General features: G+C 54.1%; 25 protein-coding genes. 17 read left to right on the top strand and 8 right to left on the bottom strand.

Annotated elements, in window-relative coordinates:
- The first annotated feature begins 5 nt into the window (after window positions 1–5).
- The 6 genes from rlpA (at window position 6) to lipA (ending at window position 5,834) form a co-directional block, all read left to right on the top strand.
- On the top strand, window positions 6–1,124 hold the full coding sequence (gene rlpA / locus DSD31_RS18270) for an endolytic peptidoglycan transglycosylase RlpA (protein WP_004859534.1): 1,119 nt from the start codon (window positions 6–8) through the stop codon (window positions 1,122–1,124).
- 142 nt (window positions 1,125–1,266) lie between these two features.
- Window positions 1,267–2,466, top strand: a complete 1,200-nt coding sequence (gene dacA / locus DSD31_RS18275) for a D-alanyl-D-alanine carboxypeptidase DacA (RefSeq protein ID WP_015584896.1) — start codon at window positions 1,267–1,269, stop codon at window positions 2,464–2,466.
- A gap of 114 nt (window positions 2,467–2,580) precedes the next feature.
- The gene (gene ybeD, locus DSD31_RS18280; protein ID WP_004859527.1) at window positions 2,581–2,844 is read left to right on the top strand and encodes a DUF493 family protein YbeD; all 264 of its coding nucleotides are present in this window, start codon (window positions 2,581–2,583) and stop codon (window positions 2,842–2,844) included.
- 98 nt (window positions 2,845–2,942) lie between these two features.
- A complete protein-coding gene (lipB, locus tag DSD31_RS18285) occupies window positions 2,943–3,587 on the top strand; it encodes a lipoyl(octanoyl) transferase LipB (protein ID WP_004859525.1) in 645 nt (214 codons plus the stop codon).
- Window positions 3,588–3,792: 205 nt separating this feature from the next.
- The gene (locus tag DSD31_RS18290; protein ID WP_237183983.1) at window positions 3,793–4,689 is read left to right on the top strand and encodes a YbeF family transcriptional regulator; all 897 of its coding nucleotides are present in this window, start codon (window positions 3,793–3,795) and stop codon (window positions 4,687–4,689) included.
- Window positions 4,690–4,868: 179 nt separating this feature from the next.
- Entirely contained in the window at window positions 4,869–5,834 is a 966-nt protein-coding gene (gene lipA, locus DSD31_RS18300; protein WP_004859521.1) for a lipoyl synthase, read from the top strand.
- Between the two features lie 227 nt (window positions 5,835–6,061).
- Here lipA and tatE read toward each other — a convergent pair whose 3' ends face one another.
- Both tatE and DSD31_RS18310 read right to left on the bottom strand, forming a co-directional pair.
- Window positions 6,062–6,268, bottom strand: a complete 207-nt coding sequence (gene tatE, locus DSD31_RS18305) for a twin-arginine translocase subunit TatE (protein WP_004859519.1) — start codon at window positions 6,266–6,268, stop codon at window positions 6,062–6,064.
- Window positions 6,269–6,395: 127 nt separating this feature from the next.
- The gene (locus tag DSD31_RS18310; RefSeq protein ID WP_015584898.1) at window positions 6,396–7,184 is read right to left on the bottom strand and encodes a deaminated glutathione amidase; all 789 of its coding nucleotides are present in this window, start codon (window positions 7,182–7,184) and stop codon (window positions 6,396–6,398) included.
- A gap of 90 nt (window positions 7,185–7,274) precedes the next feature.
- Between DSD31_RS18310 and crcB the strand changes: the two genes are divergently transcribed.
- The gene (crcB, locus tag DSD31_RS18315) at window positions 7,275–7,658 is read left to right on the top strand and encodes a fluoride efflux transporter CrcB (RefSeq protein ID WP_004859513.1); all 384 of its coding nucleotides are present in this window, start codon (window positions 7,275–7,277) and stop codon (window positions 7,656–7,658) included.
- Between the two features lie 57 nt (window positions 7,659–7,715).
- Here the strand turns inward: crcB and cspE are convergent, their stop codons facing one another.
- Together cspE and pagP are read right to left on the bottom strand one after the other, a co-directional pair.
- Entirely contained in the window at window positions 7,716–7,925 is a 210-nt protein-coding gene (gene cspE, locus DSD31_RS18320) for a transcription antiterminator/RNA stability regulator CspE (RefSeq protein WP_004859511.1), read from the bottom strand.
- A 195-nt stretch (window positions 7,926–8,120) separates the two neighbouring features.
- Window positions 8,121–8,696, bottom strand: a complete 576-nt coding sequence (gene pagP, locus DSD31_RS18325; protein WP_113991231.1) for a lipid IV(A) palmitoyltransferase PagP — start codon at window positions 8,694–8,696, stop codon at window positions 8,121–8,123.
- A gap of 291 nt (window positions 8,697–8,987) precedes the next feature.
- Here pagP and dcuC point away from each other — a divergent pair, with 291 nt between their 5' ends.
- On the top strand, window positions 8,988–10,358 hold the full coding sequence (gene dcuC / locus DSD31_RS18330) for an anaerobic C4-dicarboxylate transporter DcuC (RefSeq protein WP_004859503.1): 1,371 nt from the start codon (window positions 8,988–8,990) through the stop codon (window positions 10,356–10,358).
- A gap of 85 nt (window positions 10,359–10,443) precedes the next feature.
- On the top strand, window positions 10,444–11,241 hold the full coding sequence (gene rna / locus DSD31_RS18335; protein ID WP_065906014.1) for a ribonuclease I: 798 nt from the start codon (window positions 10,444–10,446) through the stop codon (window positions 11,239–11,241).
- A 28-nt stretch (window positions 11,242–11,269) separates the two neighbouring features.
- Here rna and DSD31_RS18340 read toward each other — a convergent pair whose 3' ends face one another.
- Window positions 11,270–12,100, bottom strand: coding sequence for an alpha/beta fold hydrolase (locus DSD31_RS18340; RefSeq protein WP_004859498.1), 831 nt, complete (start codon window positions 12,098–12,100; stop codon window positions 11,270–11,272).
- A gap of 240 nt (window positions 12,101–12,340) precedes the next feature.
- On the opposite strand from DSD31_RS18340, the gene rnk reads away from it, so the two are divergent.
- Together rnk and uspG are read left to right on the top strand one after the other, a co-directional pair.
- A complete protein-coding gene (gene rnk / locus DSD31_RS18345; protein WP_004859496.1) occupies window positions 12,341–12,751 on the top strand; it encodes a nucleoside diphosphate kinase regulator in 411 nt (136 codons plus the stop codon).
- Between the two features lie 198 nt (window positions 12,752–12,949).
- Window positions 12,950–13,378, top strand: a complete 429-nt coding sequence (gene uspG / locus DSD31_RS18350; RefSeq protein WP_004859493.1) for a universal stress protein UspG — start codon at window positions 12,950–12,952, stop codon at window positions 13,376–13,378.
- Window positions 13,379–13,446: 68 nt separating this feature from the next.
- Here the strand turns inward: uspG and ahpF are convergent, their stop codons facing one another.
- Both ahpF and ahpC read right to left on the bottom strand, forming a co-directional pair.
- A complete protein-coding gene (gene ahpF / locus DSD31_RS18355; protein ID WP_064357263.1) occupies window positions 13,447–15,012 on the bottom strand; it encodes an alkyl hydroperoxide reductase subunit F in 1,566 nt (521 codons plus the stop codon).
- A 239-nt stretch (window positions 15,013–15,251) separates the two neighbouring features.
- Window positions 15,252–15,815: an alkyl hydroperoxide reductase subunit C gene (ahpC, locus tag DSD31_RS18360; protein ID WP_004859485.1), complete on the bottom strand. Its 564-nt coding sequence runs from the start codon at window positions 15,813–15,815 to the stop codon at window positions 15,252–15,254.
- Between the two features lie 408 nt (window positions 15,816–16,223).
- Here ahpC and dsbG point away from each other — a divergent pair, with 408 nt between their 5' ends.
- The 4 genes from dsbG (at window position 16,224) to DSD31_RS18380 (ending at window position 20,034) form a co-directional block, all read left to right on the top strand.
- Window positions 16,224–16,970, top strand: a complete 747-nt coding sequence (gene dsbG, locus DSD31_RS18365) for a thiol:disulfide interchange protein DsbG (RefSeq protein WP_086817067.1) — start codon at window positions 16,224–16,226, stop codon at window positions 16,968–16,970.
- A gap of 190 nt (window positions 16,971–17,160) precedes the next feature.
- Complete coding sequence (gene citR / locus DSD31_RS18370; protein ID WP_113991232.1) at window positions 17,161–18,087, top strand: DNA-binding transcriptional repressor CitR; 927 nt, start codon at window positions 17,161–17,163, stop codon at window positions 18,085–18,087.
- A gap of 112 nt (window positions 18,088–18,199) precedes the next feature.
- Window positions 18,200–19,423 carry a phosphoadenosine phosphosulfate reductase gene (locus tag DSD31_RS18375; protein ID WP_004859472.1) on the top strand — a complete coding sequence of 408 codons (1,224 nt, stop codon included), beginning with the start codon at window positions 18,200–18,202 and terminating at the stop codon, window positions 19,421–19,423.
- The gene (locus DSD31_RS18380; RefSeq protein ID WP_044023555.1) at window positions 19,408–20,034 is read left to right on the top strand and encodes an IbrB-like domain-containing protein; all 627 of its coding nucleotides are present in this window, start codon (window positions 19,408–19,410) and stop codon (window positions 20,032–20,034) included. The genes DSD31_RS18375 and DSD31_RS18380 overlap by 16 nt, the downstream gene beginning before the upstream one ends.
- Here the strand turns inward: DSD31_RS18380 and DSD31_RS18385 are convergent, their stop codons facing one another.
- Window positions 20,035–21,180 carry a pyridoxal phosphate-dependent aminotransferase gene (locus DSD31_RS18385; protein WP_162661861.1) on the bottom strand — a complete coding sequence of 382 codons (1,146 nt, stop codon included), beginning with the start codon at window positions 21,178–21,180 and terminating at the stop codon, window positions 20,035–20,037. It lies immediately after the preceding gene.
- Window positions 21,181–21,348: 168 nt separating this feature from the next.
- Between DSD31_RS18385 and mtnC the strand changes: the two genes are divergently transcribed.
- Window positions 21,349–22,038, top strand: a complete 690-nt coding sequence (gene mtnC / locus DSD31_RS18390; protein ID WP_004859463.1) for an acireductone synthase — start codon at window positions 21,349–21,351, stop codon at window positions 22,036–22,038.
- Window positions 22,035–22,577: a 1,2-dihydroxy-3-keto-5-methylthiopentene dioxygenase gene (locus DSD31_RS18395; protein WP_015584906.1), complete on the top strand. Its 543-nt coding sequence runs from the start codon at window positions 22,035–22,037 to the stop codon at window positions 22,575–22,577. Before mtnC ends, DSD31_RS18395 begins: the two co-directional genes overlap by 4 nt.
- Window positions 22,578–23,414: the final 837 nt, after the last annotated feature.

Below are 23,414 nucleotides of genomic sequence, written 5' to 3' on the forward strand. Positions count from 1 at the left end.
TTGCGATGCGTAAGCAATGGCTGGGGATTTGCATAGCAGCGGGGCTGCTGGCGGCATGTTCGGGTGAAGACGTTCAACAGAAGACGGTCAGCACTCCACAGCCGGCCGTTTGTAATGGCCCAAGCGTGGAAATCAGCGGCGCCGATCCGCATTATGAGACGCCAAATGCGACGGCGAATCAGGATTACGAGCGCGAGGGTAAAAGTTATAAAATCGTCCAGGATCCGTCTAACTTTACCCAGACCGGTCTGGCCGCCATTTATGATGCGGAGCCCAACAGCAACCTGACGGCATCAGGCGAAGCCTTCGACCCGACGCAGCTGACCGCAGCACACCCGACGCTGCCGATCCCGAGCTACGTGCGCGTGACGAACGTGGCAAATGGCCGCATGATCGTCGTGCGCATTAACGATCGCGGCCCGTACGGCACCGATCGCGTGATTTCGCTTTCTCGCGCCTCCGCCGATCGCCTGAACACCTCCAACAACACCAAAGTGCGTATCGATCCGATCATCGTCGCACCGGACGGTTCGCTTTCCGGCCCGGGCATGGCCTGTACTACCGTCGCCAAACAGACCTATGCGCTGCCTGCCCGTCCCGATCTTGACGGCGGCGCAGGTGTTTCCAGCGAACCGACGGCGCCAACCGACGTTCGCCCGATCAGCAATGCCACGCTGAAGCCGGAAGACAACGTTGGCGCTCCGGTGAACAGCAGCGGCTTCCTCGGCGCGCCGACGCCCCTGAATAGCGGCGTACTGGAAAGCAGCGAGCCTGCGGTTCAGACTGCCACCCAAAGCGCGCCGGTTACCGCCCCTGGTTCTGTGCAAGGCAGCGTCACGCCAGCAGCGCCGGCTGCGGCGGCAACCACGGCTGTCGCCGCCTCTTCGGCCAGCGCCAGCGGCGATTTTGTCGTCCAGGTCGGCGCCGTCAGCGATCGGGCCCGCGCGCAGCAATATCAGCAGCGTCTGAGCCAGCAGTTTTCCGTGCCTGGCCGCGTCGTGCAGAACGGCGCAGTGTGGCGCATTCAACTAGGGCCATTCGCCAGTAAATCGCAGGCCAGCACGGTACAACAGCGCCTGCAAAGCGAAGCTCAGCTGCAATCATTTATTACTCACGCCAACTAAACAGGTAGGGTCGTTGTCCGTACTGTGATGCGCATGAAAAAGTCATTAACAAAGTCATGCGCAATGTCGGATGCCGGTCCACAGAGCATTTGTTATAGTAAGGCACTTTTTTAACTCCATCACGGATGCCGTTGTTCTGACCATGAAGACCTCTTTCACCGCACGTTTACTCGTTACGGCCCTCTCCGTTGCAGCGCTCTCCTCCGCTGCCCACGCCGATGACCTGAATCTCAAAACCATGATCCCAGGCGCGCCGCAGATTGACGCCGAATCCTGGATTCTTATTGATTACAATTCGGGCAAAGTGCTGGCGGAGAATAACGCCGATTCCCGCCGCGACCCGGCGAGTCTGACCAAAATGATGACCAGCTACGTCATCGGTCAGGCCATGAAAGCGGGCAAGTTTAAAGAAACCGACCTGGTTACGGTGGGTAACGATGCGTGGGCAACCGGTAACCCGGTGTTTAAAGGCTCTTCACTGATGTTCCTGAAGCCGGGTATGCAGGTTCCGGTTTCTCAGCTGATCCGCGGCATCAACCTGCAGTCAGGTAACGATGCCTGCGTCGCCATGGCCGACTATGTTGCCGGCAGCCAGGATGCCTTCGTCAGCCTGATGAACAGCTACGTCAATGCGCTGGGCCTGAAAAACAGCCACTTCCAGACCGTTCACGGCCTCGATGCCGACGGCCAGTACAGCTCCGCGCGCGATATGGCGCTGATTGGCCAGGCGCTGATCCGCGATGTACCGAACGAATACACCATCTATAAAGAAAAAGAGTTCACCTTTAACGGCATTCGTCAGCTGAACCGTAACGGTCTGCTGTGGGATAACAGCCTGAACGTCGACGGGATTAAAACAGGGCATACCGATAAAGCGGGCTATAACCTCGTGGCCTCGGCGACCGAAGGCCAGATGCGTCTGATCTCCGCCGTCATGGGCGGCCGCACCTACAAAGGCCGCGAATCCGAAAGCAAAAAACTGCTGACCTGGGGCTTCCGCTTCTTCGAAACCGTTAATCCGCTGAAAGCCGGGAAAGAGTTCTCTTCCGAACCAGCCTGGTTTGGCGACAGCGATCGCGCTTCGCTGGGTGTCGATAAAGACGTTTATCTGACTATCCCTCGTGGCCGCATGAAAGATCTGAAAGCCAGCTATGTGCTGAACAATACCGAACTGCACGCCCCGCTGCAGAAAAATCAGGTTGTCGGCACCATTAACTTCCAGCTGGACGGTAAAACGATCGATCAGCGCCCGCTGGTCGTCCTGCAAGAAATTCCTGAAGGCAATTTCTTCGGAAAAATGATTGATTACATCAAGTTAATGTTCCACCACTGGTTTGGTTAAAAATCGAACACTTGAAAGTGTGATTTACATCCCCATATACTAATCATCAAAGTAACCTGATAACTCCCACACTTCGTGGGAGTTATTATTTTTTGTCGTAACACCGGAGCTGACATGAAAACCAAACTTAACGAACTGCTTGAATTCCCTACTCCATTTACTTACAAAGTAATGGGGCAGGCGTTGCCTGAGCTGGTTGATCAGGTGGTGGAAGTGGTACAGCGCCATGCGCCTGGTGATTACTCTCCACAGGTAAAACCGAGCAGCAAGGGGAACTACCACTCGGTCTCTATCACCATCAACGCAACCCATATCGAGCAGGTCGAAACCCTGTACGAAGAGCTGGGCAATATCGATATCGTCCGGATGGTGCTGTAACCCATTCCCAGACCCGGTCCTGCGCCGGGTCATCTCTCCCCGCTATGCTGTGATATACTCCCCCCTCAAGTCACTTCTCTCTCTGCGGAGACGTTGTTTTGCAGCATAACAAAATCCTTATTCGTCAACTTGGCCTGCAACCTTACGAACCGGTCTCGCAGGCGATGCATGAATTTACCGATACCCGCGACGACAGCACGCTGGACGAAATCTGGCTGGTAGAGCACCCTGCGGTCTTTACTCAAGGCCAGGCGGGAAAAGCCGAACACGTGCTGGTTCCGGGGAACATTCCGGTCATTCAAAGCGATCGCGGCGGCCAGGTGACCTACCACGGGCCAGGGCAGCAGGTGATGTATGTTCTGTTGAACCTCAAGCGCCGGAAACTGGGCGTGCGCGAACTGGTTACTCTGCTGGAACAGACCGTGGTCAATACGCTGGCGGAATACGCGATTGAATCACATCCACGCGCCGATGCGCCCGGCGTCTACGTCGGCGAGCAAAAAATCTGTTCGCTGGGTTTACGCATCCGGAAAGGTTGTTCGTTTCACGGGCTTGCGCTGAATATTGCGATGGACCTGTCGCCGTTTCTGCGGATTAACCCCTGCGGCTATGCCGGGATGGAGATGACCCAAATGCGCCAGTGGCAGCCGGATATTCAACCGCAGATGGTGGCGCCACATCTGGTTGCCAACCTGCTGGCCCTGCTCGGCAACCCGCCCCACGAGATGATTGCTGCCGCTTAGCTCCCGCCCGCTCGCGCCCCTGTCACCGGGCGCGACATTCGCATTATCGATAGTTAAGCCATTATATTTGCAATTAAACGTCACGCACGACGCTGCCGCCGGCCGCTATACTTGCGCTATTTCCGATAACAGGAAGCGCTGAGTGGAAAATAACACGCCGTCATCAGAGTCGCCCGCACCGCAGGAACCGCACCACGACCGCCAGGTGTTGCGTATTCTACGCAATGTGGATCTGAACCTGCTGACCATTTTTGAAGCGGTGTATGTCCACAAGGGCATCGTAAATGCCGCTAAAGTGCTGAACATTACACCATCGGCGATCAGCCAGTCGCTTAACAAACTGCGTGCGGTATTCCCCGACCCACTGTTTATTCGTAAAGGCCAGGGGGTGAGGCCTACGGCCTACGCAACCCATCTTCACCAGTACATCAGCCAGGGAATGGAATCCTTCCTCAGCGCCCTTGACCTGGCCTGCGGGGCGGCTCAGCCACGCGCCCTCACCATCGCGACCTCCCCTCTCATCGGAGCGCTGGTCATCCCCACGATTGCGCACGCGCTCAAACCGCGTTTCCCCCAGATCCGGTTACACAACATCGCCATTACCGATGCCAGCAGTCAGCTTAACCAACGCCAGGTCGATTTAGTGATCGACAGCGATACCTACAGTAGCCAGACCATCGCGTATCACCTGCTGTTTGAAGAGCGGCTGGTGATGTATTGCCGCGAAGGACATCCGGCGCTGCAAAGGCCGTTAACCGAAGAGAATCTCCGCCAGTATGAGTTTGCGCTGAAGCTACCGCCGGGCCAACGCTATCCGGCAATATACCGGCAGCGGCAGGAACGCCAGGGAGAACGCCGCTGTGGCTTCAGCAGCGACAACCTGTTTGCCCAGGCTGCGCTGATTAGCCAAAGCGATATGCTCGGGCTGATGCCGGAGCGGATGTTTTCTCTGCTGGCGCAAACGTGGTCGCTGGCAAGGCTCGACTACGCTCAATTACCCGAAGAGCGCATTGAGATTGCACTGCATTACAACCGGCAGAGCGCGCAGGAACCGTTGCTGAATCAGGTCATCGAGGTCGTTTGCCAGTCGTTTAAACAATAAAGCACGTGAGGATAAGCATAAAACAACAACTATTTTACAATTTGCCGAACAGGTAGGCTGCTTTCTGTCCCATATCAATGGTATACTGCCTGTCCTTAATTCAAAAATAGTTGATAAATACAACATTTCCTTGAATTGATTCGCTTTCCTTCGTGACTCGCAACTGGAACACGCACGCTATGAGTAAACCCATTGTGATGGAACGCGGTGTTAAGTACCGCGACGCCGATAAAATGGCCCTTATCCCGGTGAAAAACGTGGCAACTGAGCGTGAAGCTCTGCTCAGAAAACCGGAATGGATGAAAATCAAACTTCCGGCTGACTCGTCCCGTATCCAGGGAATCAAAGCAGCGATGCGTAAGAACGGTCTGCACTCCGTGTGCGAAGAAGCTTCTTGCCCAAACCTTGCGGAATGCTTCAACCACGGAACGGCCACCTTTATGATCCTCGGCGCGATTTGTACCCGCCGCTGCCCGTTCTGTGACGTTGCGCACGGTCGTCCGGTGACCCCGGATGCCAACGAACCGCAGAAACTCGCGCAAACTATCGCCGATATGGGCCTGCGTTACGTCGTCGTGACCTCCGTTGACCGCGACGATCTTCGCGACGGCGGCGCGCAGCACTTTGCCGATTGTATCAGCGCTATTCGTGAGAAAAACCCGACGATTAAGATTGAGACCCTGGTCCCTGACTTCCGTGGCCGTATGGATCGCGCGCTGGATATCCTCACGGTGACGCCGCCGGATGTGTTTAACCACAACCTGGAAAACGTGCCGCGTCTGTATCGTCAGGTTCGCCCAGGCGCCGACTACAACTGGTCGCTGAAGCTGCTGGAGCGCTTTAAAGAAGCGCATCCGGAGATCCCGACGAAATCAGGTTTGATGGTCGGTCTCGGCGAGACCAATGAAGAGATCATCGAAGTTATGCGCGACCTGCGTCGCCATGGCGTGACTATGCTCACCCTGGGCCAGTATCTGCAGCCAAGCCGTCATCACCTGCCGGTTCAGCGCTACGTTAGCCCGGATGAGTTTGAAGAGATGAAAGCCGAAGCGATGGCGATGGGCTTCACCCATGCCGCCTGCGGTCCGTTCGTTCGTTCGTCTTATCATGCCGACTTGCAAGCCAAAGGGATGGAAGTGAAGTAAATCTCACTGCCCGCCAATCGCCGCGTGAACGCTTTCGCGCGGCGATCTGTTTTTATCCCGCCCGTCTGATGTTTCCCTGCCCGCTGGTAACAACTGGTTGCATTTTTTCCGTATTTTCGCGAGCAGGCAACAAAAAGAGGCCGCAACGCTTATCGCTGCAGCCTCTTCAACGTCCAGACTCTCGCCTGTCGGTTACGCCCTCCCGCTGTCGGGGAAAGCGCCTTTAATTACTCTTTATGAGAGAGCTTTTGTGCCGGAGCGTCTTCTTCCGCACTGGTTTTCTTCGCGCTATCGTCATCGTCGTTCATGGCTTTCTTGAAGCCTTTGATAGCGGACCCCAGGTCTCCACCCAGCGTACGTAATTTTTTGGTACCAAACACTAAAATAATCAGTGCTGCGACAACCAGCAGTTTGGTAATACTAATCTCACCCATAGCTAACCTTCTTCTCTAAAACAAGCTGCGAATACGCCATCATACACGCGAACAATTAACGGCTATTTGACGCGCGGACACAATAGCAATCTGTAACAAGGTGAATCAAGCCTTGTTTAAAAAAACATCACAATAATTGCGGTGGCGCAAAGCGGCGGTTCTTCAACACCGGCAAACGCTCGCGAATCTGACGCAGCGACGCTGTCGAAATGTCGGCAGTAATCATCTGCGGCTCGTCCCCTGCCCCCGCCATTATCGTTCCCATCGGGTCGATAATGCGGCTCTGACCAATATTACGGGTGCCGCATTCGCCTGCCGCAACGATATAGCAGGTCGTATCCAGAGCCCTGGCCGCCAGTAGCGTGGCCCAATGATACTCCTTCATCGGCCCTTTTACCCACGCGGTGGGTAAAACCAATACTTCAGCACCGTTAAGCGCCAGCGTTAACGCCAGTTCAGGAAAGCGTAAATCGTAACAGGTCATTAGGCCAACGCGTACCCCGTCGATATCAATCAGCGGCGGAATCTGTTGCCCGGCATCGACAAGTCGCGACTCCTGCATCGCAAACGCGTCATACAAATGGAGCTTCTGGTATTGGGCAATCACTTCGCCCTGGCGTATCGCCACCAGCGTATTCGTCGCTCGCCCCTCACCCGAAGGTACATGCAGCGTCAGCACCGTGGTTAAACCATAATTCCGGCTTTCATCACGCAACAGCTGCAGAAAACCGCCATCAATCTCCTGCGCCGACTTTACCGAGAGATCCGGGTCGCTGTCGTCACGCGCCAGCAATGCTTCCGGTAATACCAGCAATGATACTCCCTGCCCGGCCGCCTGGTTCATCAACGCTACGCAGGTACGCGCATTGACTCGCCAGTCCGCCGTAACGGCAAATTGTCCCGCAGCAACCCGCATTCTCTTCTCCCGTCAGGTATTTCGTAGCCAATGACGCATTTTGCGCGCTACACTCAAACCCCTGTATTAACCAAATAGCAGGGAATGAGAGTGTCACAACTACTTTTAGCCGTTTTTGTTGGCGGCGGTACCGGCAGCGTATTGCGCTGGTGGCTTGGTATGAAGTTCAATCCAATGCATCACGCTATTCCCATCGGCACACTCGCGGCAAACTTGCTGGGCGCATTTATCATTGGTGCCGGGCTGGCATGGTTTAATCGCCTGACAAACATTGACCCAATGTGGAAATTGCTGATCACTACCGGATTTTGCGGCGGGCTGACGACGTTCTCAACCTTCTCATCGGAGGTCGTTTTCCTGCTGCAACAGGGCCGTTTCAGCTGGGCGCTGCTGAACATTCTGGTCAATCTGTTAGGTTCATTCGCCATGACGGCAACGGCATTCTGGCTCTTTTCCCACGCTGCCAGCCGCTAACGGCAGGCAAAAAAAAACCCGCGTTGAGCGGGTTTTTATACTCTACTGACGCAATGCTTAGATAGCGTTTACGTTTGCAGCAGAAGGGCCTTTGGCACCGTTAGTGATTTCGAACTCTACGCGCTGACCTTCAGCCAGAGTTTTGAAACCGTTGGACTGGATTGCAGAGAAATGTACGAATACATCTTTGCTGCCATCTTCCGGAGTAATGAAACCGAATCCTTTGGATTCATTAAACCACTTAACGTTACCTTTAATCTTAGACATCAAAATTACCTTTATATGAAAAAACGACACTGATACTGTGTCGGGCACCAGTACATCAATTGTGATGCCTTTTGTCCAGTCCAACTTTGTTAAAAAGTGACAAATATCGCTATCTTTTTTAGGAGGTCACGCCTTAGTTGTTGTTTTTTCACAGGACAAACGACTTAGCTCTTTTATTGCTAAGTTATGCCAGTTCTAAAACTGGAAACGGGCCCAGGCAAAGTAGACGTTACCGTTATTGTAGGTCCCGGGGATATAGGTCATCTGGAAAGTTGCCGGTCCATAACCAATGGATGCCAGTGGCAAAATGACCGGAATGGGAATGTAATTCCAGTTATCCCGCGCCGTCACGCCCAGCGTGTACCCCAGACCAAGATGAAAGTTGTCATCTGCTAACGGACGCCAGGTTTTCTCCCAGCCATAGCCGCCAATCGGTTCCCATTTGTTAAACGAGTCCTTAAAAGCCATCAGATACAGGCCGTGCCAGTTGCCTTTATCATCCCAGCGCGAAACCCCGAATCCTGCTCCCCACGGACGCTCGTTATATTCATCGGTCTTTTCTTTGTCATAGGCAAAGCGGGCATGCCAGGTAATCGCGGGAACATACAGATCGTAGTGTTCAGGTTCCTGCCAGGTTTGCACGACGTTATCACTTAAGGTGTTATACCCATCGCGAATCGTCGACGTAAACGACGCGTTAGCCGCGCCACAAGAGAGTATTACCCCTAAAAAACCAAGAAAAAACAATACGAACTGACGTTGTCTCAACACTTATCTCTTACCAATATCGATTTTAAAGCGCAATAATTTAACAAGTATAATCTTAATATTACCTTAACGAAATTAGGTAAGTTTCTGATTTATGATCGGAAAAACAGCATCCTTTTCACCTCGTCGTTTTGTGATAGCGACCGCCCCTCCACTGATGATTGCAGGGTTCTCATCAGTTTATTGATTTGCATCAGCATGTTTCGCCCATTAATTAGGCACATTCGCTCACTTAATTTTATCTTCACTTTATTTATTAGCAGATTCTTTGGGTAAAAGGCTTAGGGGTAAAAGATGCTTACGCTAGTTGAGATCCTGATTGGGATTGTGGTCATTGTGGGTGTTGCCCGCTATATCATAAAGGGGTATTCCGCCACCGGCGTGCTGTTCGTCGGCGGTTTGACGTTACTCATCGTCAGCGCGTTGATGGGGCACAAAATTTTACCCGGCGATACAAAAAGCACGGGGTACTCCGCGACCGATATTATCGAATACGTTAAAATTCTCCTGATGAGCCGCGGCGGCGATTTGGGCATGATGATCATGATGCTCTGCGGATTCGCCACCTATATGACCCATATTGGCGCCAACGATATGGTGGTAAAGCTGGCTTCAAAGCCGCTGCGCTATATTAACTCTCCCTATCTGCTGATGATCGCCGCCTATTTTGTCGCCTGTCTGATGTCGCTGGCCGTCTCTTCGGCAACCGGCCTGGGCGTTCTGCTGATGGCCACGCTGTTCCCGGTGATGGTGAACGTCGGTATCAGTCGCGGCGCCGCGGCGGCCATTTGCGCCTCGCCGGCCGCCATTATCCTCTCTCCGACCTCCGGCGACGTGGTGCTGGCCGCCAAAGCCGCAGAAATGCCGCTCATCGACTTCGCGTTTAAAACCACGCTGCCAATCTCCATCGTCGCAATTATCAGCATGGCCATTGCCCACTACTTCTGGCAGCGCTATCTGGATAAAAAAGAGAATGTCGTTCACGAAATGCTTGATGTGAATGAGATCACCACAACCGCTCCCTCCTTTTACGCCCTTCTGCCCTTTACGCCGATTATCGGCGTCCTGATTTTCGACGGGAAATGGGGCCCGGAGCTGCATATTATTGCTATCCTCGTGCTCTGCATGCTGCTGGCGGCCGTGCTGGAGTTTGTGCGCGGCTTTAATACGAAAAATGTTTTCGCCGGACTGGAAGTCGCCTACCGCGGCATGGCCGATGCCTTCGCCGGCGTCGTCATGCTGTTAGTGGCCGCCGGCGTCTTTGCTCAGGGCCTGAGCACCATTGGCTTTATCAATAGCCTGATCTCAATCGCCACATCATTTGGCTCGGCGAGCATTATTTTAATGCTGGTGCTGGTGATTCTGACCATGCTGGCGGCAATGACTACCGGTTCTGGTAACGCGCCGTTTTACGCCTTCGTAGAGATGATCCCGAAATTAGCCCACTCTTCAGGCATCAACCCGGCCTACCTGTCCATTCCTATGCTACAGGCTTCAAACCTGGGTCGGACTATTTCGCCGGTCTCAGGCGTGGTGGTCGCCGTTGCCGGGATGGCCAAAATCTCCCCCTTTGAAGTGGTGAAACGGACCTCTGTTCCGGTTATCGTCGGTCTGCTGGTGGTGATTATCGCCACCGAAGTTCTGGTACCCGGTAGCGCGCTTTAATAAACGCGAAAAGGCGCCAGCTGGCGCCTTTTTTATGCTTTAATCATTTCCTGTAAATCATTGTCACCCACTATCAGGATTAAAAATGTTCAGGAAGGATTTCGTCGCCATTGCCCTTTTGTTGACGGCAACCCAGGCCGGCGCTGAACCACTCACCGCAACGCAATATGGCGATTTCGACCGTTATGTACTGGCTTTGTCATGGCAAACGGGGTTCTGCCAGAGCATGCATGACAGAAACCGGAGTGAGCCGGAAGAGTGTCGCTTGCAGCAGGAATTACCGAATAAAGCGGATTTCCTGACGGTACATGGCCTCTGGCCTGGCCTGCCAAAATCCATTGCTGCCCGGGGCGTCGACGATCGGCGCTGGATGCGTTTTGGCTGCGCCACCCGCCCTGTCCCCAACATGCCTGAAGTGAAAGCCGGGCGTAAATGCCAGGCCGCTGAAACCGGGCTGTCGCTCGAGATGGCGAATAAACTCAATAGCGTGATGCCGGGAGCCGGCGGCAATTCATGTCTCGAGCGTTATGAGTATGCGAAACACGGCGTCTGTTTTGGCTTCGATCCCGATAGCTACTTTGGCACGATGGTACGTCTTGATAGTGAAGTGAAGCAGAGCCCGCTGGGCCTCTTTCTGGCGAAGCACTACGGGCAGAGCGTCAGCCGCGATGAGTTCGATGCCGCGGTCGCGCAGGCATATGGTAAGCAGAGCGTGAAAGCATTTAAGCTGACCTGTAACGGCAATCCGGCTTATTTAACCGAAATGCAAATCGCCATCAAAGCGGAGGCCATCAATCAGCCGCTTTCAGCCAATAGCCTCTTGCCCCAGCCTCATCCGGGGAATTGCGGCAAACAATTTGTGATTGATAAAGCCGGCGACTGATGATTCGGCGGCGTAAGCCGCCGGTAGATTACGCGCGAATAAAATCGAGCAGATCCTGGTTAATCTGGTGTTTATGGGTCGTACAGATCCCGTGAGACCCGCCCTGGTAGACCTTTAATTCGCCGTCAGGCAGCAGCTGCGCCGCCACTTTCCCGCAGGTTTCAAACGGGACAATCTGGTCATCATCACCATGAATCACCAGCGTCGGGATCGTCATCTTACGCAGGTCTTCACGGAGGTCGGTTTCAGAAAACGCTTCAATACAGTCATAAAGCGCTTTGATTGACCCCTGCAATCCCTGCTCGACAAACCCTTCACGTACCGCTTTTGACTCTTTGGCCCCGTCCCGATTGTAGCCGTAGAATGCTGCCGTCAGCTCATAGAAGAACGCTCCGCGATCCTCAATAACCCCCTCCCTGATGCTGTCGAAGACCGCCCTGGGAACGCCGTTCGGGTTAAAGTCCGTCTGAATCATAATCGGCGTCACCGCGCCAATCAGCACCGCTTTCGCCACACGGTCAGTTCCGTGCCGGCCGATATAACGCGCGACTTCCCCGCCGCCGGTTGAGTGTCCGACATGAACGGCATCACGTAAGTTCAGATGGGCCGTGAGCTGAGCCAGATCGTCGGCATACTGATCCATATTGTGGCCATCCCAGGGCTGCGCCGAGCGACCATGCCCCCGGCGATCGTGAGCAATCACGCGGAATCCATGCGATCCGAGAAACAACATTTGATCTTCAAAAGCATCAGCCGTCAACGGCCAGCCGTGGCTGAATACCACCGGTTGCCCGCTACCCCAGTCTTTAAAATACAGATAACTACCGTCGTTAAGAGTAAGTTTGTCAAAACCGCTCATTTAAGTCTCCTGTATTGGAAGGGTACTACCTGATACAGCTTAAAAAGGATAAGACAGATTTTTCGGTTGTGACGGCATTATCATAAATTTCATATGTCCCTTTCGGCGATCATCACTTAATGTGCGTTTAATCACTTCAAACCGCCGACAAGTCTCAGTATGATGGGACGACATTAACCCTTGCCTTTTCGGTGAGGGTTTTCTTTTACGGACAGGTTCCTGGATAACACGGAGTATGCGATGACCAGACCCGCAATCATCATTAATGAGCTCGATGCAGAACGCATCGACAGGCTGCTCGAACAGCCGGCTTTCGCTAATTCCCCGGTGGCAGATGCGCTGAACGACGAACTGGATCGTGCACAAATGCTGGCGCCCGAAGCGATGCCGCATGATGTTGTCAGCATGAACAGTAAAGTCAGATTTCGCGATTTGAGCAGCGGTGAAGAACGCGTGCGGACACTGGTGTTTCCCTCGCAGGTAACGGACAGCGCCACCCAGCTTTCCGTGCTCGCTCCCGTTGGCGCCGCGCTGCTCGGTCTGAAAGTCGGCAGTGCGATCCACTGGGAATTACCGGGCGGGGCATCGGCTCATCTCGAAGTCCTGGAACTACTTTACCAGCCGGAAGCTGCAGGTGAGTTTCATCGTTAATTCTCCCGCTGCCTGAGGCGTTTCACGCTTTATTCAGAGGATGTCTTCGCATCCTCTTTCTGCCCTCTTCCCTCTCTCATTTGTTCTGACAAAATTTTACCTCTCTCTTCGTCTGAGCTGACAGTTTTGCGAGCTGAATGACACTATATTTTCCTATAATGTGTTGATATAGAAACAGTCGAACAAGGAGGAATGCATATGTATAAAACTATCATTATGCCCGTTGATGTTTTTGAGATGGAGTTGAGCGACAAGGCCGTCCGCCACGCGGAGTTTTTGGCCCAGCAGGATGGGATTATTCACCTGCTCCACGTCTTACCCGGATCGTCCAGCTTCACGATGAGCCGCTTTACCGCCGATCTGCGTCGTTTTGAAGAGCATCTACAGCACGAAGCGGAAACGCGCCTGAAAACAATGGCAGGTCATTTCAGCATCGACCCTTCGCGGATTAAAATGCACGTCCGCTTTGGTAATGTGCGGGACATGGTCAATGAACTGGCGAACGAAATTAAAGCCGATGTGGTGGTGATTGGTTCGCGCAACCCTTCTATCAGCACCCACTTGCTTGGCTCTAATGCCTCAAGCGTCATCCGCCATGCCCATATTCCGGTAATGGTCGTTCGGTAACCCCGAAGGCTAAAAAAAGAGGCTACCCTGGGGTAGCCTCTTTTATATGCAGGTGTGGTCTTACTTTATTATGCGCTTTTGGTACGAATCAGATAATCGAACGAACTCAGGGAAGCTTTCGCGCCCTCGCCCGCGGCGATAATAATCTGTTTGTACGGTACGGTTGTGCAGTCGCCGGCGGCAAACACGCCCTTGACGTTAGTTTCACATTTCGCGTCGATGATAATCTCGCCCATCCGGTTACGCTCGATGGTGCCTTCCAGCCAGTTGGTGTTCGGCAGCAGCCCAATCTGCACGAAAATCCCCGCCAGCTCGATATGGTGTTCATCACCGCTGACCCGGTCACGATACTGCAGGCCGGTCACTTTGCTGCCATCGCCCGTCACTTCAGTGGTCTGCGCATTGAGAATGATATCGACGTTTTTCAGGCTGCGGACTTTATCCTGCAGGACCTGGTCGGCTTTCATTTCCGGCGCGAACTCCAGCAGAGTCACGTGTTCTACCAGACCTGCCAGATCGATGGCCGCCTCAACGCCGGAGTTACCGCCGCCGATGACCGCCACGCGTTTACCTTTAAACAGCGGGCCGTCGCAGTGCGGGCAATAGGTCACCCCTTTAGTGCGATACTGATCCTCACCCGGCACGTTCATGTTGCGCCATTTTGCCCCGGTGGCAATGATCACGCTGCGCGCTTTCAGCACCGCGCCAGAGACCGTTTCAATTTGGTGCAGGCCGCCTTCTACCGAAGCCGGAATCAGTTTCGATGCGCTCTGAGAGTCGATCACATCCACCGCATAGTCGCTGACGTGCGCTTTTAACGCCCCGGCCAGTTTCTGCCCTTCGGTTTTCGGTACAGAGATGTAGTTTTCGATATCCACGGTATCCAGCACCTGACCACCGAAACGTTCACCCATCAGGCCAGTACGAATACCTTTACGCGCAGAATAGACCGCCGCCGCGGCACCAGACGGGCCGGAACCAACAATCAGCACATCATAAGCATCGCGCTTATTCAGCTCTTCCGCCGCCCGTTTTTCGGCGCCGGTATCAACTTTAGCGACAATTTCCGCCAGCGTCATACGACCCTGACCGAACTCCTGGCCATTCATAAAGACAGCCGGAACGCCCATCACGTTGCGATCGGTAATCTCATTCTGGAAAGTCCCACCGTCAATCGCCGTATGTTTAATACGCGGATTCAGTACCGCCATCAGGTTCAGCGCCTGCACGACATCCGGGCAGTTATGACAAGAAAGCGAATAATAGGTTTCAAACTCAAAATCACCGTCCAGATCGCGGATCTGCTCGAGCAGTGACTGGGTCTCTTTGGAAGGATGGCCGCCGGTCCACAGCAGCGCCAGCACCAAAGAGGTAAATTCATGTCCCAGCGGAGAACCGGCAAAACGCGGCCCCTGGAGGGATCCGGGATTGGCAATCAGGAAAGAAGGCTTGCGGACAGGCAAGCTGTTATCTTCTCTGAAGGTCACTTTTTCCGACAGTTCGGCGATTTCAGCCAGCAGTTCCTTGATTTCTGCCGATTTTGCGCTGTCATCCAGCGTGGCAACCAGCTCAACAGGTTTGGTCAGTTTCTCAAGGTAGGCCTTGAGCTGGGTTTTCATGTTGGTGTCGAGCATTTTTAATCTCCTGCTTAAAAAACATCATCATGCAAGCAGCCTTGCGGGCGGCCTGAATGCGGCTTGCATCATGGTGCTGGAATAAAACGGGCGCAGATGCACCCGCTTGAGGATAAATTCGCAAGCATTTCGTGTTACAGGAAGGCGGCTGGCTTATGAATCCCCGGAGCTTACATAAGTAAGTGACCGGGGGATGAAGCGTAGCCAACGCACCTGTAGCGCGAAAGGTGTAGTGAATTTTAGATTTTGCCGACCAGGTCCAGGGAAGGCGCCAGAGTCGCTTCACCTTCTTTCCATTTCGCCGGGCAAACTTCACCTGGGTGAGAAGCAACGTACTGAGCAGCTTTGATTTTACGCAGCAGGTCAGATGCGTCGCGGCCGATACCTTCAGCGGTAACTTCGATAGCCTGGATGATACCCTGCGGGTCAACAACGAAGGTTGCGCGGTCTGCCAGGCCTTCGTCTTCACGCATGTTGTCGAAGTTACGGGTCAGGGCGCCAGTCGGGTCGCCGATCATCGCATACTTGATTTTCGCGATGGTGTCAGAACTGCTGTGCCATGCTTTGTGGGTGAAGTGGGTATCGGTAGAAACGGAGTACACGTCTACGCCCAGTTTCTGCAGCTCTTCGTAATGGTCTGCAACGTCGCCCAGTTCAGTCGGGCATACGAAGGTGAAGTCAGCCGGATAGAAGAAGAATACGCTCCAACGGCCTTCGGTGTCTTTTTCGGTAACTTCGATGAATTCACCGTTTTTGAATGCCTGGTTTTTAAAAGGTTTGATTTTAGTGTTAATCAAGGACATCTATACTTCCTCCGTGTTTTCGTTGAGGTCTAAGTTAACGAACTTTTCCTGATTCGACCAATGCGTTTGCATTATCAAATCAATAAGCGATATCTAACAACCGGAACAAGACAGCTTTGTGAACCCGGCGCGACGATCGCCGCTTTTCGTTACTTTTGCATCCCGTGGCACTGAAAGTAAAAAGGCCACCCTATTCAGGCGGCCCCGTTACCTGAAATACCCGCAGGTAGGTTCAGTGCCAGACAAGCTGGCTATGTGTTGCGCTCTACATTACCTTAATGTAACAGCAAGGCCGATTACACCATCCGCAGTATTAAAGGGCAATCCGCCCGCGAGCAGGTCTTACCTATAGCTGTGATAGGCTTCGTCATCTTTTCACCTTACACATTGATTTAACAAGGAATTATCATGTTAAAGCGTCTGTTTTTTCTCAGTTTTTTACCCTTTTTCTGCCAGGCTGAAGATCTCCCGGCTCCCGTAAAAGCGATAGAAAAACAGGGAATTACCATTATTAAGCCCTTTGAAGCACCGGGTGGGGTGAAGGGATGGCTGGGGAAATATCAGGATATGGGGGTCGCTATCTATCTGACCCCCGACGGCAAGCACGCTATTTCCGGCTATATGTACGATGAAAATGGCAATAACCTGAGCGAGCAGCTGTTCCAGAAAGAGCTCTATACGCCGGCAGGCCAGGCGATGTGGAAGAAAATGGAGGCCGCCAGCTGGCTACAGGAAGGGAAAAAGGAGGCGCCGGTCACTCTGTATGTCTTTGCCGATCCCTTCTGCCCGTACTGCCTGCAATTCTGGCAACAGGCCCGTCCGTGGGTAGAGTCAGGCAAAGTACAGATTCGCACGCTGTTGGTTGGCGTTATCAAACCCGAAAGCCCGGCGACGGCCGCCGCAATTCTCGCTACCGAGGATCCGGCGAAAACCTGGCGTGATTACCAACAATCCGCCGGAAAAATGCTTATTAAGATCCCGGCTAATCTCTCCCCGGAAAAAATGAAGATCGTCAGCGAGAACCAGCAGTTAATGGATGAACTCGGCGCGAACGCAACGCCGGCCATTTACTACATGAACAAAGATAATATGCTGCAGCAGGTGGTCGGGCTGCCTGAAGCCGACAAGCTGCAGGTCATGATGGGAGAAAAGTAGCCCGCTCAGCTCCTCTTCCTGGCCAGGTTCCTGAGAAAAAAGAACCTGGCTTACGCCTCTCCAGTCATATACATTCAGTATTGGCGAAAAATAAACGCTATTATAAATTCACCAACTCAATTATTACAAAAAAATAAAATACAAAATACTAATAACTTTTATCACCACGACGTAATCCGGATAATTAGCCATGGCGAACCTTTACGGCCTGAAAAAATTCGATCTTAACCTGCTGGTTATTTTTGAATGCATCTATCAACATCTGAGCATCAGTCGGGCGGCGGAAACATTATTTATTACGCCCTCCGCCGTAAGCCAGTCACTGCAACGCCTGCGCACTCAGCTTAACGATCCGCTGTTTATTCGTTCGGGGAAAGGCATTACCCCCACCCAAATGAGCGTCAACCTGCATTATCTTCTCGAAAAAAACTTAAGCCAGCTGGAGAAAACGATTTCTATAGCCAACCCGGACAATTTAAAAAAACGGTTTGTCATTTATAGCCCACAGTTATTTATTACCCCCGACTCTTCACAACTCATCCGTGCCCTCTACCACAGCCGGAATATGCAGATTGAGCATCATGACCTTCAGCTCACCAGCGAATCAGTGGAGAATTTGCTCTCACAGCGCAAGGCGGATCTGATACTCAGTTTGTCCCCCGGTAAAAACGCGGAGACGCTCTGCCAGCCCTTCCACGAGGCTGAAATGGTACTGGTCTGTGGCGAACACCATCCGCGGGCCGATGAACTCAACGACCGGCAGGCCATTATGCGAGAAAGCTTTGCCGCTTATCTTTCCAGTGAAGTCGGGATAAAGAGTTTTTATGCGCAAATGAAAAAAAGCTTTCCTGACCGCAGGATTGCCTTTCGCAGCGATTCTCTGATAGCGATCATCAATATGATTAACCACACCGACCTTATCGGCTTTGTTCCTAAAGCGATATTGACTCCCCCGCTTTTTAATCTGAAATTAAGAGTGCTGCCCGTTCCGCTACCCTCTATTATGATCTACATGATTTATCACCAGACGCAGATAAATACCCCCCTGTTCTCTTCGCTGATCGACAAGATAATCCATCCGCGACCTCAGACAAAAATTCACGCCATGAATGATTAAGTCTAAATTAATAATCCACGCAAATGTAAAAGCATAAAAAATGACGGTGGTTATTTTCTGTCGTAGCATGGTATGCAATCAAACCGTCAACTGCAGTTAAGGAACAGAGATCGTGGCATTAATAAAACTTCCATTACCCGAGTCCGTTCTGCAGGCCGCGCAGAAACGTATTGAATGGGTGATGGATAATTTCTCCCGAATCTGTGTCTCTTTTTCCGGAGGCAAGGATTCCACTCTGATGTTACATCTGACCGCGCTTCACGCACGACGTACAGGCCGCAAAATTAGCGTGCTGTTTATCGACTGGGAGGCGCAGTTTTCCTGCACCATTACCCATTGTGAAGCGCTGCGGGAAACATATCAGGATGTCATCGAACAATTTTTCTGGGTTGCTCTGCCGCTAACCACGCAGAACTCACTCAGTCAGTTCGCGCCGGAATGGCAATGCTGGGAACCTGACACCCCATGGGTGCGCCAGCCTCCGCCGCATGCCATTACCGACCCCGGCTATTTTTCTTTTTACGCCCCGGGGATGAGCTTCGAAAGCTTTGTGCGCGAATTCGCCGACTGGTTTTCCGCTAACCGTCCCGCGGCAATCTTAGTCGGCATCCGCGCGGATGAATCCCTTAACCGATTTATCACCATCTCATCGCGTCGCAAACAGCGTTTTGCCGATGATAAGCCCTGGACCACCTCAGCGCCGGGGGGCCACGCGTGGTACGCCTACCCTATTTATGACTGGAAAACCGCTGATATCTGGACCTGGTTTGCCAAAAGCGGACTCGCCTGTAACCCACTCTATGACCTGATGTATCAGGCCGGCGTACCGCTGCGCTACATGCGTATCTGTGAACCTTTCGGTCCGGAACAACGCCAGGGGCTTTGGCTTTATCACGTACTGGAACCTGCGCGCTGGGCCGCTATGTGCCAGCGGGTGAGCGGCGCAGGCTGCGGCGGGATCTACGCCGGCCAGGATAACCAGTTCTACGGACATCGCAAGCTGGAGAAACCCGGACATCATACCTGGAAGAGCTACGCCCTGTTTTTACTCGACAGCATGCCGGAAAAAACGGCCGAACATTACCGGAATAAAATTGCCGTCTATCTGCACTGGTATCAAAAGCAAGGAATGGTGGATATACCTGACCTCCAGACGGCCGATACCGGCGTGAAGGATATTCCCTCCTGGCGACGCATCTGCAAAGTGCTACTGAATAACGATTACTGGTGCCGCATGCTCTCTTTCAGTCCGACCAAAGCCAGCCAATACCGACGCTACCGCGAACGAATGCGTCAAAAACGCCAGCAGTGGGGAATCTTATGCAACAACAAATAATGCAGGATCTTGAGCGCTATCTGAACACTCTCCAGGATGCAGAACGCGTGGAGGCGCTGAACGCTTTTCGCCAACTTTTGCACAATTACAGTCCGTTCAAATCACATCCCGTTGACTGTGTGCTGTGGGTCAAGCAGGAGAGCGTTTCGCCAAATGACTACAACCCCAACAACCTCGCCCCGCCGGAAAAACGTCTGCTGCTCACTTCGCTGGAGACGGACGGTTTTACGCAACCCATTGTGGTGCTCAGACAAGATGAGGCGCGCTACACCATCGTTGACGGATTCCATCGCCACGAGCTCGCCAGAAACAAAGCGCCGTTAAAAAAGCAGTTGAACGGCTATCTCCCGGTGACCTGCCTGGAAAACCCTTCTCCCGGTCGCGATACGCTGATGGCCGCCACCATTCGCCATAACCGCGCGCGGGGCCGCCATCAGATCCCCGCCATGTCCGCGATCGTCCATGAGCTGGCAAACCTGGGCTGGTCAGACGCGAAAATCAGTCAGGAGCTGGGTATGGACGCTGACGAGGTGTTACGCCTGAAACAAATTAACGGTCTTGCCGAACTGTTTGGCGACCGGCAATTTTCTCAGGCGTGGACCGTAAAATAGCTACAGCTGGCAGAGACGTTCCGCTGCGGCCAGCAGAGTTGCCGGCTGTTTTGCAAAGCACAGGCGGATGAGCTGGTGCGGGAACGGATCGGCGCAGAACACCGACAGCGGGATCGCCGCGACGCCCACTTCGGTCGTCAGCCAACGGCAGAAGCTCACATCGTCGAGATCGGAAATCGCGCTGTAGTCAGCCAGCAGGAAGTAGGTGCCCTCGCAAGGAAGAATCTCCAGACGGCTGCTGCGCAGGGCATCGACAAACAGATCTCGCCGCTCGCGGTAGAATTCCGGCAGCTGGCGATAGTGCTCCGGCTCATGGCGCAGCATATCGGCGATTGCCAGCTGGGCAGGCGTATTCACTGCGAAAGTCAGATACTGATGAACCTTGCGCAGCTCGGCGCTTATCGCCGCCGGCGCCACGCAGTACCCCACTTTCCAGCCGGTCATGTGGAAGGTTTTACCAAAAGAAGAGACCGCCACCGCCCGTTCGCGCAGCTGAGGGTGTGCCAGTACGCTGGCGTGCCCGTGCGACGCAAAGCAAATATGCTCATAGACCTCATCGCTGATCACATAAATTTGATGGTCAGCAATCGCCTGCCACAACGCGGCAAAATCCTCGCGCTGCCAGACCGTCGCCGACGGATTATGCGGCGTGTTCAGGATAACCAGCCGGGTGCGCTCGCTAAGCGCTGCGGCAAATTCTTGCCAGTCAACGCGAAAATGGGGCGGCTGCAGAGCGATACGTTTCAATACGCCGCCGGATAACTCCACGGCCGGCGCGTAGCTGTCGTAGCTTGGGTCAAAACAGATGACCTCATCGCCGGCGCGTACCAGCGCGGTAATCGCCGCATAGAGCGCTTCGGTTGCCCCCGCCGTAACGGTAATATCGCTGTTGGCATCCGGGCGATAGCCGTACAGTTCGGCGGTTTTGTCGGCAATCGCTTCACGCAAAGCCGGGACACCGGTCATCGGCGCGTACTGGTTAGCCCCCTGAGCGACATGATACGCCAGGCGCTCCTGCAGGTAGCGCGGCCCGTCAAAGTCCGGGAACCCCTGCGACAGATTGATCGCCCGGTGTTCCTGCGCCAGCGCGCTCATTTGTGTAAATATGGTGGTGCCAAGAGAAGGAAGTTTACTTTCAGGAATCAGTGGCTTATTGCTCATTTTATAATTACCGATTGTAATGCTGTTGTTGAAGCCACTATAACACGATGTTAATATTTGGCAATCAAGACGCTTAGACGTCTAAATGATAATGTTATGCCGGTTCTCGCCTGAAGCAGCCCATCACGGCGCACCGCCCACTCTGGAGAAACCATGATCCGCGCTATCGTGACCGATATTGAAGGCACCACCAGCGACATTTCTTTTGTCCACAACGTTCTGTTTCCGTACGCCCGCGAGCGGCTAGCGGCCTTTGTCACCGCGCAACAGTACGCCGAGCCGGTGAAGACGATCCTTGATAATCTGCGAGCGGAAATCGATAACCCCGCCGCCAGCACCGCCGAACTGATTGATACCCTGCTGGCCTTTATGGACGAAGACCGCAAGTCAACGGCGCTCAAGGCGCTGCAGGGTATTATCTGGCGCGAAGGCTATGTTAATGGCGACTTTACCGGCCATCTCTATCCGGACGTTCTGCCCGCGCTGGAAAAATGGAAGTCCCAGGGAATTGATTTATATATATATTCCTCTGGCTCCGTCGCGGCGCAGAAATTGTTATTTGGCTACAGCGACGAAGGTGATATTACTCATCTGTTCAGTGGCTATTTCGACACCTTGACGGGAGCCAAGCGAGAAACGCAGTCTTATCGGAATATTGCCGAACAGCTGGGGCATCATCCGGCGACGATTCTGTTCCTCTCCGATATTCATCAGGAGCTGGATGCGGCAGAAGCCGCCGGTTTTCGTACGATTCAGCTGGTGCGCGGCGACCGCGATCCTGCCAGCCATCACCCGCAAGTTCAGCGTTTTGACGACATTCATCCGGAGCAGATCCCAGCATGAGCGCATTAACGATTTATTCAGAAAAAGACGCCGGTACCCCTCTGTGGCATAGCACCGACGGCGATGAAATTCAGCAGCAGCTCAACGCCAAAGGCGTGCGCTTCGAACGCTGGCAGGCCGACCGTGATTTAGGCCCCTCTCCGACATCCGAGGCGGTGCTTGAAGCCTATCAGCACGCAATCGCGAAGCTGGTGGCGGAAAAGGGCTACCAGAGCTGGGACGTGATCAGCCTGCGCGCGGATAATCCGCAGAAAGAGGCGCTACGCGCGAAGTTCCTCAACGAACACACCCACGGGGAAGACGAAGTCCGCTTTTTTGTTGAAGGCGCCGGGCTGTTCTGCCTGCATATCGGCAACGAAGTGTTTCAGGTGCTGTGCGAGAAGAACGATCTGATTTCGGTACCGGCCAACACGCCGCACTGGTTTGATATGGGCCCGGAGCCTGACTTCACCGCTATCCGTATTTTCGACAACCCGGAAGGCTGGGTAGCGAAATTTACCGGCAACGATATCGCCGACGCCTACCCGCGGCTGGCCTAACGCCGCAATTCAATAGCGCCGGGTGGCGGCTTCGCCTGACCCGGCCTACAGCATCCCCTCCTTCCCGTCGGTCCGCGCAAGCGAAGCGCCGCCGGGTTTACTGCACACTCCGGGCGGGCGATAAACCGGCTCTGGACAGATGTCGGGTGGCGGCTTCGCCTGACCCGGCCTACAGCATCCGCGCCTTCCCGTCAGCCCGCGTAAGCGAAGCGCCGCCGGGTTTACTGCGCACTCCTCGCGGGCGATAAACCGGCTCTGGACAGATGTCGGGTGGCGGCTTCGCCTGACCCGACCTACAGCCCCCCCTCCTTCCCGTCGGTCCGCGCAAGCGAAGCGCCGCCGGGTTTACTGCGCACTCCTCGCGGGCGATAAACCGGCTCTGGACAGATGTCGGGTGGCGGCTTCGCCTGACCCGGCCTACAGCATCCCCTCCTTCCCGTAGACCCGCGCAAGCGAAGCGCCGCCGGGTTTGCTGCGCACTCCTCGCGGGCGATAAACCGGCTCTGGACAGATGTCGGGTGGCGGCTTCGCCTGACCCGACCTACAGCATCCCCTCCTTCCCGTCGGTCCGCGCAAGCGAAGCGCCGCCGGGTTTACTGCGCACTCCTCGCGGGCGATAAACCGGCTCTGGACAGATGTCGGGTGGCGGCTTCGCCTGACCCGACCTACAGCATCCGCTCCTTCCCGTAGGCCCGCGCAAGCGAAGCGCCGCCGGGTTTACTGCGCACTCCGGGCGGGCGATAAACCGGCTCTGGACAGATGTCGGGTGGCGGCTTCGCCTGACCCGGCCTACAGCATCCGCGCCTTCCCGTCAGCCCGCGTAAGCGAAGCGCCGCC

The organism is Klebsiella sp. X13, from assembly GCF_003323835.1.
GTDB classification, from domain to species: domain Bacteria; phylum Pseudomonadota; class Gammaproteobacteria; order Enterobacterales; family Enterobacteriaceae; genus Klebsiella; species Klebsiella ornithinolytica.